This window comes from Desulfurivibrio alkaliphilus AHT 2 (genome assembly GCF_000092205.1).
Classification (GTDB): Bacteria; Desulfobacterota; Desulfobulbia; order Desulfobulbales; family Desulfurivibrionaceae; genus Desulfurivibrio; species Desulfurivibrio alkaliphilus.
In genome coordinates, this window is sequence record NC_014216.1 from 2718705 (window position 1) to 2734263 (window position 15559).

At 60.6% G+C, this 15559-nt stretch carries 14 protein-coding genes; 2 read left to right on the plus strand and 12 right to left on the minus strand.

The window, feature by feature from the left end:
- The 6 genes from trkA to DAAHT2_RS11865 all read right to left on the minus strand — a co-directional run bounded on the left by trkA (nucleotide 1) and on the right by DAAHT2_RS11865 (nucleotide 5536).
- On the minus strand, nucleotides 1–1356 hold the full coding sequence (trkA, locus tag DAAHT2_RS11840; RefSeq protein ID WP_013164512.1) for a Trk system potassium transporter TrkA: 1356 nt from the start codon (nucleotides 1354–1356) through the stop codon (nucleotides 1–3).
- The gene (locus DAAHT2_RS11845; protein WP_013164513.1) at nucleotides 1344–2324 is read right to left on the minus strand and encodes a class I SAM-dependent methyltransferase; all 981 of its coding nucleotides are present in this window, start codon (nucleotides 2322–2324) and stop codon (nucleotides 1344–1346) included. The genes trkA and DAAHT2_RS11845 overlap by 13 nt, the downstream gene beginning before the upstream one ends.
- Before the next feature lie 134 nt (nucleotides 2325–2458).
- Nucleotides 2459–3160, minus strand: coding sequence for a class I SAM-dependent methyltransferase (locus DAAHT2_RS11850; protein ID WP_013164514.1), 702 nt, complete (start codon nucleotides 3158–3160; stop codon nucleotides 2459–2461).
- A gap of 56 nt (nucleotides 3161–3216) precedes the next feature.
- A complete protein-coding gene (locus DAAHT2_RS11855; RefSeq protein WP_013164515.1) occupies nucleotides 3217–3735 on the minus strand; it encodes a TlpA family protein disulfide reductase in 519 nt (172 codons plus the stop codon).
- Nucleotides 3736–4060: 325 nt separating this feature from the next.
- Nucleotides 4061–4846, minus strand: a complete 786-nt coding sequence (locus DAAHT2_RS11860) for an ATP-binding protein (RefSeq protein ID WP_013164516.1) — start codon at nucleotides 4844–4846, stop codon at nucleotides 4061–4063.
- A 69-nt stretch (nucleotides 4847–4915) separates the two neighbouring features.
- A complete protein-coding gene (locus DAAHT2_RS11865) occupies nucleotides 4916–5536 on the minus strand; it encodes an HD domain-containing protein (protein WP_013164517.1) in 621 nt (206 codons plus the stop codon).
- A 42-nt stretch (nucleotides 5537–5578) separates the two neighbouring features.
- On the opposite strand from DAAHT2_RS11865, the gene DAAHT2_RS14740 reads away from it, so the two are divergent.
- Nucleotides 5579–5740, plus strand: coding sequence for a hypothetical protein (locus DAAHT2_RS14740; protein WP_157861479.1), 162 nt, complete (start codon nucleotides 5579–5581; stop codon nucleotides 5738–5740).
- A gap of 38 nt (nucleotides 5741–5778) precedes the next feature.
- On the opposite strand, the gene hcp is transcribed toward DAAHT2_RS14740, so the two are convergent.
- Entirely contained in the window at nucleotides 5779–7473 is a 1695-nt protein-coding gene (hcp, locus tag DAAHT2_RS11870; RefSeq protein WP_013164518.1) for a hydroxylamine reductase, read from the minus strand.
- A gap of 144 nt (nucleotides 7474–7617) precedes the next feature.
- Nucleotides 7618–8088, minus strand: a complete 471-nt coding sequence (locus tag DAAHT2_RS11875; RefSeq protein WP_013164519.1) for a nucleoside deaminase — start codon at nucleotides 8086–8088, stop codon at nucleotides 7618–7620.
- Between the two features lie 152 nt (nucleotides 8089–8240).
- Here DAAHT2_RS11875 and plsY point away from each other — a divergent pair, with 152 nt between their 5' ends.
- Nucleotides 8241–8903, plus strand: coding sequence for a glycerol-3-phosphate 1-O-acyltransferase PlsY (gene plsY, locus DAAHT2_RS11880; RefSeq protein WP_013164520.1), 663 nt, complete (start codon nucleotides 8241–8243; stop codon nucleotides 8901–8903).
- A gap of 141 nt (nucleotides 8904–9044) precedes the next feature.
- On the opposite strand, the gene fliW is transcribed toward plsY, so the two are convergent.
- From fliW to flgK, 4 genes are all read right to left on the minus strand, one after another.
- Nucleotides 9045–9524 (minus strand): flagellar assembly protein FliW, encoded by a 480-nt coding sequence (gene fliW, locus DAAHT2_RS11885; protein ID WP_013164521.1) that lies wholly within the window; start codon nucleotides 9522–9524, stop codon nucleotides 9045–9047.
- Between the two features lie 89 nt (nucleotides 9525–9613).
- Complete coding sequence (gene csrA / locus DAAHT2_RS15150) at nucleotides 9614–9856, minus strand: carbon storage regulator CsrA (protein ID WP_013164522.1); 243 nt, start codon at nucleotides 9854–9856, stop codon at nucleotides 9614–9616.
- 126 nt (nucleotides 9857–9982) lie between these two features.
- The gene (flgL, locus tag DAAHT2_RS11895) at nucleotides 9983–12934 is read right to left on the minus strand and encodes a flagellar hook-associated protein FlgL (protein ID WP_013164523.1); all 2952 of its coding nucleotides are present in this window, start codon (nucleotides 12932–12934) and stop codon (nucleotides 9983–9985) included.
- 11 nt (nucleotides 12935–12945) lie between these two features.
- Nucleotides 12946–15558, minus strand: coding sequence for a flagellar hook-associated protein FlgK (flgK, locus tag DAAHT2_RS11900; RefSeq protein WP_013164524.1), 2613 nt, complete (start codon nucleotides 15556–15558; stop codon nucleotides 12946–12948).
- Between the last annotated feature and the right edge of the window lies 1 nt (nucleotide 15559).

The following is a 15559-nucleotide window of genomic DNA, read 5'->3' on the forward strand; positions in this document are numbered from 1 at the left end:
TTATTTATCGAAAAGGGATTCCACGCCCTGCTCGGCGTCGCTGGTGAAAAAGATGATCAGGTTGTCGTCCGGGGCCAGCAGGGTGTCGCCAGTGGGAATAATGGTCTGATGCCCCCGGATAATGGCCCCGACGATGGATCCGTGGGGAAAAGTGAGGTGCTTGAGCGGCAGGTCGACAAACTGATCTTGGTCCGGTACCTTCATCTCCACTAACTCGGCCTCGCCGCCCAGCAGGCTGGCCACGCTGACGATCCGGCCACCGCCGTGGCGGACGTAGCGCAGGATCATGTTGGCCGCCACCAGGCGGGGGCTAAGCGGCACATCGATGCCCAGCTTGCCCAGCATGGGCATGAAACCGGGGTTACTGATCAGGGTGATGCATTTCTTAGCCCCGTGGTGCTTGGCCAGCAGGCTGGAGAGAATATTGGTGGTGTCGCTGTTGGTTACCGCGATTACCAGATCCACTTGGTCGATATCTTCTTCCAGCAGGTCGTTGGCCTCCAGGCCGTCGCTGTTGAGCACCACCGTGTCCTCCAGCTCTTCGGCCAGGGTTTCGCAGACCTCGGGATTCTGTTCCAGCAGGCTGATATCGACGTTGAGTTGCTCCATCTGGCGGGCCACCATGGCCCCGATGGGGCCGCCGCCGATGACGAACACCTTGCGGGGCAGGCGGCTGGTGCTGGCAAAGAGCAGGTGTTCCACCGCCGGTACATCGGGGCGACGGGCGACAATATACAGCTTGTCGCCGGGCTCCACCTGGTCGTGGCCCCGGGGGATGATGGTTTTTTCCCCCCGGGTGATGGCGACCACCAGGAAGTGGTACAGGTCCTGCAGGTCGCGCAGGTCGGCCAGGGATGAGCCCACGCAGGGGTGTTCCTCCTTGGCCACGTAGCCCAGCAGGTCCACCTGGCCGTGGCCGAATTCCGCCACCTCCACCGCCTGGCTTAAGGTGGTGAGCCGCAGGATCTCCTCGCTCATGGCCAGGTCCGGGCTGATAACCAGGTCGATCCCCAGGGTCCTTTCCACCCCGGAGGTGCCGTGGGCGTAAAAGTCCTTGTTGCGCACCCGGGCAATCCGGGTCTTGACCTTGTACTGGCGGGAGATGATGCAGGCGATCAGGTTGATCTCATCGCTGTCGGTGACCGCGATGAACAACTCGGTCTGCTCGATGCCGGCCTTTTCCAGCACCTTGGGGGAGGCGCCGCTGCCGTGCACCGGCATGACATTAAGTTCGCGTTCCAGCCGGCGCAGTTTTTTTTCATCGCTGTCCACCAGCACCACTTCCTGGCCTTCGCCGGAAAGTTTCTCGCACAGATGGCGGCCGACCATGCCGGCCCCGACAATCATGATCCGCATCGGGTGCCTCCGCTTTTTATGGGAGAATCCGTTGAAATTTTTGGTTGTTGCACCGGGCTTCGCGGCCCCCGTCCATGCGCGGAGGCCTGGTTTTTTTCCCAATGGATAAGGGCCCACTGGGAGGGGGTGTCGCGGCGCAGGGCCAGGCGGCCGTCCGGCTTGGGGTGCAGGCGGGCGTCTGCGTACTCCTCCAGGCGGTGCTGTTCTTCGGGGGAAAGGGGTTCTTCGGCCGGGATCATCCAGAGCAGGGAGTCGATGGCCCGTTGCCGATCCGGATAAATTCGTTCGTGGTCGAGGATGATGAAGTCCACCTTGGCGTGGATACCCAGTCGGTAGAGGATGTTGAGGGTGTAGATATAATCCGGGCCGGGGTCGAAGGGGCGGCCCAGGGCGGCAAAGAGTTCCGGGTCGAAGGGGCCGGCCCCCACCCGGTCGCCGATGATGGCCAGGCATTTGCTGAAGCGGTCCATCTTTTTTAACGCCCCCTCCAGGTCGTCCACCGCCAGGGAACGGGAGGCGATGACCACGTCGTGGGCCTCTATGGCCAGTTTCTCCCAGTCATCCTCCCAGGCTGCCTGGACGGGGCGGATGTTGTTAAGGCCCTGGCGCTGCTGTTCCTTGCTCAGTTCGGCCAGCATGGCGGCGGCGTAGTCAACGGCGGTTACCCGGTGCACCCGGCGGGCCAAAGGCAGAGCCAGGGTGCCGGGGCCGCAGCCGGCATCCAGCACGGTCCAGTGCGGTTGCCAGTGGAACCTGGCGAGGAACTGGTCGGTGTAGGGGGAGTCCAGGTTGCGGCTGGCAAAGTCGGCCGCCCGCCGGTCCCACTCTCCCCGGTTGCGGCGGGGTCGGCTCTTGTGGCGCCGCTCTTCCCGCCACATGGCGTTCCAGTCAAGATCGCGGTAGCGTAAGCGATCACGGGGCACCCCACCTTGCGGCAAGCGGGCCGGCTCACGTGCTGGAGCACGCATCGCCGTCCCGCTTGCCGCAATCTGGGGCACCCCGTGACCGCTTACCCCTCGATCCCCTTTATCATTTTGATCATTTTGATCATTTATGCGGTGGCGCATTTCAGTGGCCGCTTACCCGATGGGTTCCCGAGCAGTTATTTTTTTTGTAACCGGCTGAGGATGATGGTGTGTTCGCTGTCGTTGCTCCGCATCCGCCGCTGGCTGATGGCAATGGTGAAATTCTTCTCTTTTTCCGCCCTGGTCAGGAAGGGGGAAACACTCTGGCGGCGGATGTCGTGGGCCAGGTAAATGGTGCCGCCGGGGGCCAGAAAGCGGTCCATGATCTCCAGCAGGGGCGAGAAAAACTCTTCCCGGAAGAGAATTTCCGCCCCGATGATGGTGGAAAACTGCGGCAACTCACCCGGGCTGAGCCAGTCCAGCAGCAGGTGCTCCACTTGCTGTTCCACCCCGCTGGCGGCGGCGCTGACCCGTTGAAAATCAAGAATGTGCTCCTCAAAGTCGCTTAGGGTTACCCGGTGGCCGGCGGCGGCCGCCGCCAAACCCGGCAGGCCCAGCCCGGCCCCCAACTCCAGCACCCGGCCTTGCGGCTCGGGGGCCTGGGTGGCCATGAAATCGGCCAGGACCAGGGCCGCTTCCCACACCTTGACCCAGAAAGGGAAGCCGGCGACATCCTCAAAAGGGTCCTTATCGCCCAGCAGCGGCGCCAGGTCGCTGACCTGAAGCAGGCGCAACTGATGCTCCCGGATATTCCACGGCTCCAGTTCCACCTGGTAGGTTTTTTGTAAATTGGCCAGAATTTCGGCCGCTTGCGGGGGCAAAACAGGGTCGTTTGGCATTAATTTGGTCCTTTCAGGTAACGTGCCGGCGAGTTGCCGGGCCTTGGTTGACAGCTTTACAGGATACTTTGCAGCTCGCGTTCCAGGATGCGAATATCCACGTAACCGTCGAAACGCTGGATGATCTCGCCGTTGCGATCGATGAGAAAAGTAGTGGGAATCCCGAAAACGTCGCCGAAGTTACGCGGGGTGTCGGCATCGCTCATCACCACCGGGTAGTTGATGCCCAGTTCGTTCATGAAGTTGCGAACCGTCCGGGTGTCTCCCTGGTCCACCGAAATGCCCAGCACCGAAAAGTCACCATCGCCGTACTTGTTCTGCAGGGCGATCAAGGTGGGTACTTCCTGCCGACAAGGCGGGCACCAGGTGGCGAAAAAAGTCACCACCAGAGTTTTGCCGGCAAAATCGCGGCTGTGAATGGTGCGGCCGTCCTGGGCGGAAGCAAGGGAAAAAGTCGGCATGCTGGTAACCGGACCGTCGCTGCGGGAGCAACCGGTGACAGCAGGCAGGGTCAGCAGTACCAGGGCGAACAAGCAAAACAGCAACAGGGGCAGGGGGGCAAGGTGGCGCGACATACTTTTTTTCTCCGTGATTATTCTGAGCAAGATGTAACTATCCAGTTCGTTTCGTAATGTAACTACAGCCATCCGGGTTGCGGTTAGCAGGCCGGGGTAGTGTATGCATCAGGCACCCAAACCGACCTGATAGCCGCTTACGTGGTGCTACTGGCTGGTTACTAAAAAAGAGAAATTCTCACCGGGTTGGCTCCCGGTGAGAATTTGCATGACAAGCGGTGATTATACCGTATTGTTTGGAGAAATGCCAACCCCTGGTTTTTTGGCAAGATAGCTCAAAAAATCAAGGGGTTGGGCGGTTTGGGCTCGCCGGATGGCGGGGCGTTTACAGCCGGTTGCCTCTCACCCCGATCACCACCTCTTCCACCGGAATGGCCGTGCCGGCCCGCTGCTGGGCGGCCTGGATAATGCCGCGCATGCTGCCGCAGCAGGGTACTTCCATGATGGCCACGGTGATGCTCTTGATCCCGGCGGTGCGAAAAATTTCGCTGAACTTCGCCACGTAGGATTCGGCGTCGTCGAACTTGGGGCAACCCAGCAGCACCGTCTTGCCCGGCAACAGCTCCCGGTTGAAAGCGGGGTGTGCCACCGGCACGCAGTCGGCGGCCACCAGCAGGTCGGCCCCTTTCAAAAAAGGCGCCTCGGGCGGCACCAAACGAATCTGGATCGGCCAGTGGGTGAGGGCGGAGGACTCGGCCTCGGCGCCGGCGTAGGCCGCCGGTACCGGCGGCGCATTGGTCATGGCTCGGGGCTGGTTGGCCGCCTGGCAAGGTGAGACGGTCGGGCCAAAGCTCTGGATATGCGAAGAGGCGCAACCGCAGGCCATGGTATCAGCCGGCGCGGGGGCCGCTTCGGCCTGGGCCTTTTGGGCGGCCAGCAACTCTTCCACCGCCGCTTCGTCGAAGTCGTCGGCCTGGCGCTCGATCACTTTCAAGGCCCCGGTGGGACAGGCTCCCAGGCAGGCGCCCAGGCCGTCGCAGTACTTCTCCGCCACCAGCCGGGCCTTGCCGTCAACGATTTCCAGAGCCCCTTCGGCGCAGTCGGGCACGCACTGGCCGCAACCGTCGCAGAGGTTTTCGTCAATCTCGATTATTTTACGCATTACTTTCATGGTTGTAGCTCCACTGGGCCGGGCCCGCCCTTGTCGGCGATGGCCCGGTTATTATTTCAATGACTGATGTTAATGTTGTTCTTCCGCCGCCCGGTGGGCCTGATGCAGAATTTGCAGGTTGATGTTGATCTCCTTGTCGTCGGCGTTGTCGGTCGTCGTTTGATGCAGGGACTCCACGGCGTGGCAGATTTCTTCCACCAGGCCGGTATTGGCCCCGGCGTCGGCCAGCAGTTGCCGGATTTCCGCAGTGGCTTGGCCCTGTTCGGCTGCTTCGGCCGCCGGTTGATAAAGGTCGTGCAGATAAGCGGCCAACCGTACCACCGCCGGGTTGGCTCCCTCCGTGTCGGCGGCCAGTTCGGCGGCCCGGTTGGCCACCCGCCCGGCATGACCGATACGTTTAAAATCGTCGCCATAAAGCTTCTTGACCGCCACCGCCACCTTGTCCACCAACTCTTCCTGTTTCTTTTTCAGCAACTCCGGTGGCAGCTCGCCCAGGCATTGTTCGGCGTAGGGGCAGTAAGAGGCACAGCCGAAGTCCATCTTGGGGTTGAGCATCCGGTGGCCGCAACTCTTGCAGACCCGCTTGGCGTCATCCTTGAAAAACTCCAACTCGGCGCCGCACTTCTCGCAGGTGGTTTCAAAAACCGCGCTACCGTCCCAAAAACGGCTATCCTGTCCGGGGCATTGCATGACAATAAGGTCTCGTGGTATTGGTCTGCTCCAGGCATAAAAATGATCCGCCATGAAGCGGGTGAAAACTTCCAAAGAGCGTTCCGGGTTGACCGGTTCACTGTTTTTGCGGGTTTGGCCGCTGCCGGGCACATGGACGTGCAGGAGGCAGCGGCCACCTCGGAGGCGGGCAGGATGCCCGCCGAGAATGAGCTAAAACAGTGAACCGGTCAACCCTCGCTACGGGCTCCTTTTGCAACCCCTTATCCCAAAATGGTCTTCAAATCCTCATCCGGGGTACTGATGGGCTTAATATCGAAATTCTCCACCAGCACGTTCAGCACGTTGGGGGTAACAAAAGCCGGCAGGCTCGGTCCCAGGCGAATATCCTTGATGCCCAGGTGGAGCAGGGTGAGCAGGATGGCCACCGCCTTCTGCTCGTACCAGGAGAGCACCATGGAAAGCGGCAGGTCGTTGACCCCGCACTCGAAGGCCTGGGAAAGCGCCACGGCGATCTGGATCGCTGAGTAGGCGTCGTTGCACTGGCCCACGTCCAGCAGCCGCGGAATGCCGCCGATGTCGCCCAGGTTCTGGTCGAAGAAGCGGAACTTGCCGCAGGCCAGGGTCAACACCACGCAATCGGAGGGCACCTTCTCCACAAACTCGGTGTAGTAGTTGCGGCCCGGCTTGGCGCCGTCGCAACCGGCCACCAGGAAGAAGTGGCGGATGTTCTTGTCCTTGACCGCCTGGATAACCTTGTCGGCCACACCCATCACGGTGTTGCGGGCAAAACCGACCATGACCTTGCCCTTGTCGGTGTCGGCGGCAAAGCCCGGCAGTTCCTGGGCCTTTTTGATCACCGCGCTGAAATCCTTACCCTGGCTGCTGCAACCCAGGCCCACCGCACTCTTAACCTTGTCCAGCAGGCTGGGGCAGCCCTTGTCGTCGACATGGGCCACGGCCGGCCAGCCCACCAGACCGGTGGTGAAGATGTTGCCCTGGTAAGACTGCTGGGGCTTCTGGATGCAGTTGGTGGTCATCAAAATGGCCCCGGGAAACTCGGCGAACTCCTTCTGCTGGTTCTGCCAGGCGGTGCCGTAATGGCCGTAGAAGTGGGAATACTTCTTCAACTCGGGATAACCGTGGGCCGGCAGCATCTCGCCGTGGGTGTAAATGTTGATCCCCTTGCCCTCGGTCTGCTTGAGCAGCATTTCCAGGTCTTTCAGGTCGTGGCCGGAGACCAGGATGGCCTTGCCGGCTTTGGCGCCCAAGGGTACCTCGGTGGGTACCGGATGGCCGTAGGTGCCGGTGTTGCCCGCATCCAGCAGCTCCATGGCGCGCAGGTTGGTCTCGCCGCATTTGAGCACCAGACCCACCCAGTCCTGCAGGCCCATGTCCTTGCGCAGCAGGTTGACCAGGCTTTCCTGGATGAAGGCGTAAACCTGGTCATCTTCCTGGCCAAGGATTTTGGCATGGTCGGCGTAGGCGGCCACACCCTTGATGCCGAAGAGCAGGATGTGCTTGAGCGACTGGATGTCGGCATTGTCGTCGGAGGCGTTTTTCAGGTCTACCTCTTCGCCCTGCTTGACCAGGCCGTTAAGGTCGGCGGCGGGCTGGAAGGTGAAAGCGGCCTCGCTGAAGTCGGTCTTGCCGCCGGCGGCCTTGACCTTCTGGGCCAGGGAGTCGCGCAGGGCCACGGTGCGCTTGATCAGGGCGACGAAACGCTCGGGGTCGAAATCAACGTTGGTCAGGGTGGAGAAAACCGCCTCGCAGGTGAAGAGGTTGGCTTCTTCATCCGTCACGCCCGCCTTGCGACCTTCCACCGCCACCAGGGCCAGGCCCTGCAAGGCGTAAATCAGCAGATCCTGCAGCGCCGCCACTTCCGGCTTCTTGCCGCATACCCCCATGGTCTTGCATCCTTCACCTTTAGCCGTCTGTTCACACTGGTAACAAAACATAGTCCATCCTCCGTTCTGAATTGGGATAATAAAGCTGGTCGGCAGCCCCGATGACGCCGACCGGTTTTTATCTTCGTGTTGAAAGGCATGGTAACGGATGGAATCTTTTGCCACCTTGACCTGGGTCAAGAGGATTTGTTTTTTTTAATAAAGGATTTTGTCCGGCATTTCCTGCCATTCTTTGAACAGGGGCAGGGCCTTGTCCCGTAGCAGTTGCCGGGTGGGGATACTGCGCTTAGCCGGGGGGCGGGTCAGTTCTTCATAAATGTGCAGATCGGCGAAGCCGATGGCGGCGGCATCATGGCGGTCGGCGGCGTAGTAGATCTGTTCGATGCCGGCCCAGTAGGCCGCGGCCAGGCACATGGGGCAGGGTTCGCAGTTGACGTACAGGGTGCAGCCGGCCAGGCTGAAGTCACCGACTTGGGCGCAGGCGGCCCGGATGGCCTCCACTTCGGCGTGGGCGGTGGGGTCATTGGCGGAGGTGACTCGGTTCCAGCCCCGGCCGATGATTTCGTGGTCCCGCACCACCAGGGCGGCGAAAGGGCCGCCATCGCCCCGGCGCATGGTTTCTCCGGCCAGGGCGATAGTTGCCGCGATGAACTTTTCGTGTTCCACTTGCTGTTCCCGGTTTGCAATGGTTGGTTTTTTCGTTGGTTGTAAAGCGACAAGCGGCAAAAAAACGGGCAAGTTGCCGGAAAGATGATATCTTGAACCGCTTGCGGTCAATGCTATCATACTTCTGTGGATAAATGACAATGGATTTTTCGATGGCTATTTACATTGTGCTGCTGCTGGGCGCCTACCTGCTGGGCTCGGTGCCCTTTGGCCTGTTGTTGGGGAAAATGGCGGGGATAGACGTCAGGCGTGGGGGCAGCGGCAATATCGGGGCCACCAATGTGGGGCGGCTACTGGGTAAAAAACTGGGGGTGGCGACTTTGCTGGCCGACCTGCTCAAAGGGGTGCTGCCCATGCTGCTGGCTTCCTGGTGGCTGGCCGGCGATGAGCAGCGCTCGCTGGTGGTGGGGCTGTGCGGCGCGGCGGCCTTTCTGGGGCATCTTTTTCCCATCTACCTGGGTTTTAAGGGTGGGAAAGGGGTGGCCACCGCCCTGGGGGTTTTTTTGTACCTGACCCCGCTGGCGGCCCTGGGGTCCATGGTGGTTTTTGTGCTGGTGCTGCTTAACTGGGGCTATGTCTCCCTGGCCTCGCTGAGCGCCGCCCTGCTGATGCCGGGCCTGGTCTGGCTGCTTTACAGTGCGCCGGCGGCTTTGGAGCCGGGGGTGGGGGAACTGCTGGGCCCGGCCTGGGTTGAAATTTGGCTGGAAACCTTGCTGGCCCTGCTGTTTGCCCTGTTGATCTGGTTTAAACACCGGGACAACATCGGGCGCTTGTGGCGCGGTGAGGAAAAGAGTTGGCGCAATCATCAAAAATGAACGGCAAACATGATCGGCGGCGGGCTGATTGGGTGAACCTTTGGCATGGTCAAGATGGGGTGTGCCACGGCACTTCCTTGTGCCGTATAGCCGTTTAATGGCAGCCTTGCCCGGCGGGAACCCTCTTTCCTGGGTAATGCTTCAGTTCTCTTCCGGCTCAAATACCGGCCAGGCGGCGTCGAACTTGTTGGGATCCAGCAGGATCTGTTTGGCCAACTGGGAAACCGGGTTCAGCACCACCGGTCCCAGCAGGTTGGCGGTCATTTGCTCAGGCTTGCCCTGGGGGATGGCCAGGATCAGCAGCAGCTCAAGCTTGCTGTTCTCGGGGTCACCCAGTTCCCGCAAGGCGGCGGTGGGTAAATCCGGCTGGTACTGGGGCACCAGGCGGCTGGCCTGGATCACCACAAAGGCCAGCTCGGGGTTGTCCAGTGACTGCAGCCACATGAAGGGTGATTTGCTGCTGTGCTGGCGCAGTACGAAACGGCGTGATTCGGGAAAGCCGGGAAAAGCGCTGGTCACGGTGATGATCTTTTCCGGATCGACGCTGATCCTGCCGAAACGGCTGGTCTGCAAGGTGATGGTTGGGGTGCCTTCTTCAATCTTCATCGCTGCTTGAGCCATTTGGTTCACCTCCTGGTGGTTTTAGAACGGACCTCATGTCCGCCCTTTGTTGTAATATCGGCTTGTTGCCAGATTTCTGAAACAAATTATCAACTTTCACGCTTTTTTTCGGCCAAGTTGACGGCGAGGCTTTCCAGGTCGCCGAACTCTCCTGCGGCGGCGCGGCGGTTGGCCTCTAAAATCCGGCGGTAAATCTCTTCCCGGTGGACGGAAACATGATCCGGCGCCTCGACACCGAGCTTGACCTGGCCGTTTTTTACCTCCAGCACCCGGATGGAAATCTCATCGCCGATGGCCACTGCTTCCCCCGGTTTTCTGGCTAAAATCAACATTGTCATGCCCTCCTGGCAAAATCTGCCGGCTGCTTTCCTGGCGGCCGGTTTTTGTTCTGGTGTTAATGCAGGGTGCGTGCCGCCCGGTGGCGAACGCGGTGCTGTTACTCCTTATGCCCGCTTGGTTTAAAGGAAATTAACCAAACTCAACTGCATGGTTCTGGCCGCCGCGCTAAGGGCTGCTTCGTAAGCTACTTCCTTGGCCTTCAGTTCCATGATGGCCTTAATCATATCGGTATCTTCCAGTTCGGAAAGATTTTCCGCCGTGGCCAGCTTCAGGTTCATGTAAATGTTGTTCTGAACCTCCATGCGGTTGGCCCGGGCGCCGAAATCGGCGATCTGGTTGGTCAGCTCGTTGAGCAGGCCTTCAAGGTCGCCGATGGATTTTTGCAGGCCGCTGGTCTGAATATTGTCAAACTCCAGGCCGGTGGCGTTGAGCAGGCCGCTGGTATCCTCCTTGAGATCGAAGCTGTAGCGCTCGTCACTGCTGTTGAGCTGCAGGTACCCGCTGTCATCCCAGTGGGCGTTGAGGCCGGGGATGCCGTTGAGCCGCTGGGCGATATCGTTTAGGGTGTCGTTTGCCGGGTCCACCTGGATGGTGATTACCCGCTCCTGCGGCGGCACCTGGTGGTGGTCGGTGACCGCCACCTTGAAGCTGCCGGCCTGGATGCGCTCTTCCAGTTCCAGCCCGGTTTCGCCGCTGCCCAGGGTGGCGTGAATGTCCCCGGCCTGGGCGGCGCTGGTAGCGGTGCGGAATCCTTCGCCCTTGAGAAACTGCTCCAGATCTTTCAGGATACTGAACACCCCGGTGTCGTAAATGGCGTCAAAGCCGTTTTTACTGATATCGATGGTGCTGTGCTGGCCCACCTTGATGGCGATGTCGTTGTTGCGATCGCCGGCGTAACGGACGTAATCGTTGTCCCGGTGGATGGTCCGGACCTGCATGACCCCGTCTTCCAGGCGGTCGTCATGGCCGGTGGGTTCGCTCAGGCCCAAGGCGGCAAAGCCTACATCGATGGCCGCATCATCTTCGCCCACCTGGCCGCTTTCCAGCCGGAAGGGCTGGTCCGACCACAAGCGTACTGAGCCGAAATGGACCTGATCACCGCTGAAACCGGTGGCATAATGGCCCTGGGCCGAGGTTTGCACATGAACGTTGCGGCCATCCACCGCGGTGAGGATCAGTTTGCCGTCTTGGTCGCGGCCGGCGGTAACCCCGGTTTCCTCCGTTTTGGCGTTGATGGCCCGGATCAGGGTGTTGTCGGCGTCCCCTTCCTGGATGGTGGCGGGCTCATCAAAAATGCTGATCCCGTTGATCACCAGGTCGTTTTCGCTCAACCGGGTGCGGTGGGGTTGGTCAATGCTCACCGCCTTGACCGCCAGTTTATCACCGTCGGCATCTGCCGCCGCGAAAGTGATGTCACCGGTGCCGGCCCCGCTGACGATGGTTAACTCGGTGCCGTCAACGGCCACCGGGTAGTCGGCGCTGACGGCCGTTGCCAGCCCGGCAATGACAGCGTCAAGGTCATCTCCGACCTGGGCTTCGTAAGCAAAATCCTGATTGTTTATGGTCAGGGTGTAAGTGGCGCCTTCTTCCACGTCCATGCCGTTGAAATCAATGTGCCGTGAAACTCCCGCATGGCCGCTGTTTACTGCCGTGCCCGCGATAACCGAGGCAGGGGTGACTTCCGCCGTCACCCCGTAATTGCCCCCGTTAATGGCCGCTGCCTTGGCCGCTGCCGAGGCATCGGCGTAGATGGTGGAATGCTCATCGGCGGCAGTGGTCACCGGTTTGCCGTTGATCAGCAAATCGCCTTCCTGCAGGGACGGGCCGTAACGCAGCACCCCGTCGTCGGGCAGGTCGGCAAAACCCCAGCCGCCGCCGTGCAGGCCGATCATTTCGAGAATGGTGTCATCGGGCGGGTCATTTGCCGCCCCACTGGTGGTGATGGTAAAAGATTCGGCTCCGCTCAGGGAGATAGAGCCGGTGTTGCCGTTATTCACGGTGTAGGCGCCGGCGGCCAGGCCGGTATTGGCATTGGCGTTGGTTAGTGGTCCGACTTCGATGTCAGATTCATCGCCGGGGTTAAGGTTGTAAAGCACCACCGAGTTGAGTGCACCGCCGTTGTCGCCGTCTCCGACTCTGGCGGCCACTCCGGTTAGTTCAGTAATATTATTGATCGCCGCCACGGTAAGTTCGGCAACATCGGCGGCGCTGGCTCCGTCCGGCACGACCACGGCAAAGTTGACGCCATTGATGGATTGGAGCATGGTCTCGCCACCATTGCCGCCCTCGGCGTTGGCTGCCGCCCCGGCGGTCAGGGTGGTCAGGCTGGCGGTTACCCCGGTAATGTCGCCGACTTCATTCAAGGCCGCGGCTAAAGCGTCAGCATTGGCCATCTCCAGGCCTAACGTGGCGGGATTGTTAAGCGCAAGGTCGTCGTCGCCGTTCAGGCCGGGATATTCGGCCTCCTGCAGGAGGGTTACCAGGTCTTGGCCGTTGATTTGCAAATCATCGGTGGTCAGGGTTCCGCCGGAGATCTGGTCGCTGGTCAATGGCCCGCTGATTCCTTGCGGGGCGGGATCGGCGCCGTTAACAAAATAGCCGTCCATGGCGCCTTTGACAAAGGGGGTGGGTTCGGCCGGGGTGTAGCCGATGGTGCGGAAGCCGCCGAAGATATGCTTGCCGTTAACCGCCGAGTTGGCCAGGATGATGGCCTGCTCCCAGAGGTTTTTTACCTCCATGGCGGCGTTCTCTCGATTTTCCGCGGTCATGGGGGCGTTGGCCGCCTGGATGGCCAGGGTCTTGGCCCGCATCACCAGGTCCTTGGTTTCCGTTAAGGCGGTTTCCGAGGCGCTGATGATGGTGTTGCCGTAATTGATATTTCGCTGGTACTGGCCGATTTCCGACAGGTTGGTGCGCAGGCCCAGGGCGTTGACCAGGTTCACCGGATTGTCCGAGATCTTGGACATCAGCTTGCCCGAGGAGATCTGTTGGTTGATCCGGTTCATATCGCTGTTAACCTTGTTCAGGTTAGTCAGGATATTGTTATAGATAGACTGCATTGTAACCCGCATGGCCTTGTCTCCTATCTTACGGTGTCCAGCAGGGTGACCAGCATTTCGTCGGAGGTGGAGATCAGCCGGGCCGCCGCCGTGTAGGCATGCTGGAACTTGATCAGGTTGGCCATCTCCTCGTCCAGGGAGACCCCGGAGACGGTATCCCGCATCTCGTTCATCTGGTTTAGCACCAGGGTGTTGAACTCCACGTTGCGGTCGATGGTCCGTCCCTTGTTGCCGATATCCCCCACCAGCGAGTTGTAAAAACCATTAAGCGAGCTGACCCGGCCACCGAGGAAATGAATGTCATCCTTGTGCTGCAGGTTGCTGAGCTCCAAGGCGTTGCGGTTGTCGCCGGGAAAAATTTCGCCGTTTTCGCCCACCTTGCCGGCGGCCATGTAGTCAAGATTGTCGGCAATAACCCGGTTGACCCCAATGGTGCCGGCACTGTGGCCGGTGAAAAAAGTGTTGAGGCCGGCCACTTGGAGGAAGTTGGAGGAATCTGCGCCAAAGGCGAACTGGTGGCCGGCGACGGGGTCAAGCTTGAAGCGGCCGCTCTGGCGGTCGAAAGAGGCCTTCACCCAAGGGGTTTCGCCGTCGCTGGTGCCGCCGGCGGCGAGAATCGCCTGGTTGATGGCCTGGGCGGCATCATTGGCCGAGTAGGCCCGCTCCAAGGAAACGGTTACCGGTTCCGGCAGGGCCAGGGAGCCGTCGGCGCTGTAAAGCCAGATTTCAAAGCTGCCGTCTTCGGTGTTCAGCTCATCGCCGTACTTGAAGCCGGTGAGCAGGACTTTATCTTCCAGAGGGTCCGGGGTTACCGCGATCCGGCCGTTGCCGGTGATGCCGTCATCGCTTTTGTCGTGCAGGCCCAACTGGGCCAGGATGGTATCGTCCACCCCGGCCTTGATGGTGTAGCGCTGGTCGGAAAAGAGGGTGACCTGGCCGGTATTGTGGTCGGCATCGGCGACAATGGTTTCGCCGGCAAGGGCATCCAGGCCGAGCATGGAGGCGCTGAGCCCGGCGGGGTTGTCCTCGTCGTCCGGGGTAAAGATCAGATTGTCGATGGTGATGGAGGACTCATCCCCGGCGTTGGTGTTGCGGAAGAGCAGGGCGTTGGTGGCGGCGCCGTTGCTGCCGTCGCCCACCGCCGCTTCAATATTGTGATCTTCCAGCACCTTGCTGATTTCTTTGGTCAGCTCTTCCAGGAACTTGGTATGAACGTTTTCGCCCTCTTCGAGGTCGCCGATGCTAAAACTTATGTTGTCTCTGCCATTTACGTTGAACTCGATTTCATTGTCATCATCGTCTGGGTCTTGAAATCCGTCTACATTTGATAATGTGACGGTTATCTCTTCTCCGTTGACCGTGAAGCTAAAGCTGTCGCCGGCGCTGACGGCGTTAAGGTCAGCTTCGGTAATGGCCACCCCGTTTGCCTGGGTGGTCAGCCGGGCGCTGACCCCGGTATCGGCCTGGTTGATGGCCTCCACGGTGTTGGCCGCCTTGGTGGTGGCCAGTCCGTGCACCGGGAAGGCGCCGTTGATGGCGCCGATATCCAGGCCGTTGATCTGGATTGCCCCGGCGGCAATGTTGCGGCTGGCGGTGCCGGTGGCCACGGTACCGGTGGTCACCGAGGTGGGTCGACCGATGTCGCCGCCCACCAGTTGGTCGGCAAATTTTACCGTGCCGCTGCCGGTGCTGTGCACCTGGTTAAGCTCGCGGATCAGGGCGTTGGCCAAGGCATCCAGGCGACCGGCATAGTTGTTGGGGTTGCCGGGGGCCAGTTCGCTGTGGATCTCCAGCCAGCCGCCCATCTTGCCGCCCAGTTGGGCGCCGGTGAGGGGGCGGCTGACCTTTTTGCCGGAACCATCGGTGCTGACCCAGTTGAGTTGGTTGTCGCTCCAGCTTACCTGCCAGGCCTCATCGCCTTCCACCAGTGGGTGGCCGTTGGCCATCAAGACCGTGTAGGTGCCGTTTTTGCTGGCAAAATGGCTGATCTCCACCAGTCCCGCCAACTCCTTGACCAGGTTGTCGCGCTGGTCCCGCAGGTCGTTGGCCTCCGCCTTGGCCACCTCGGCGCTGGTGATGCGGGAATTCAGCGCGGCGATCTGCGAGGTCAGGGAGTTGATGTCGCCCACCGCGGTGTCGATGTTGGTGCCGATATCCGAGCGGGCCCGGATGATCTCATCGTTCATGGTTTTAAAATGATCGGACAGCAGATGGCCGTTTTGCAGCACATTCTGTCGGGCCGCCAGGCTTTCCGGGTTATCGCTGAGTTCCTGCCAGGAGTTCCAGAACTGGTTGAGCAGGTCGTTCATGGCCAGGCCGCGGGCCTCGTTGAAAATCGGCTCCACCACCCGCAGGGACTGCTGCTGGGCCTGCAAATTACCCATCAGGGAAGACTGGCGGGTGATCCGCTCCACCATGAACTGATCGTAGCTGCGGGTAATGGTGTCTGGTGAGACCCCGCCGCCCAGCAGGGCATTGCCCATCTGCACCGCATGGTTGGCCCGGATATTGTGGGTTTGCCGGGAATAGCCCGGGGTATCCACGTTGGCCACGTTGTGGCCGGTGACCTGGATCGACCGCTGCTGGGTCAGCAGGGCCTGTTTGGCGGTATTCAGGACGTGCGTTAAGCCGGCCATG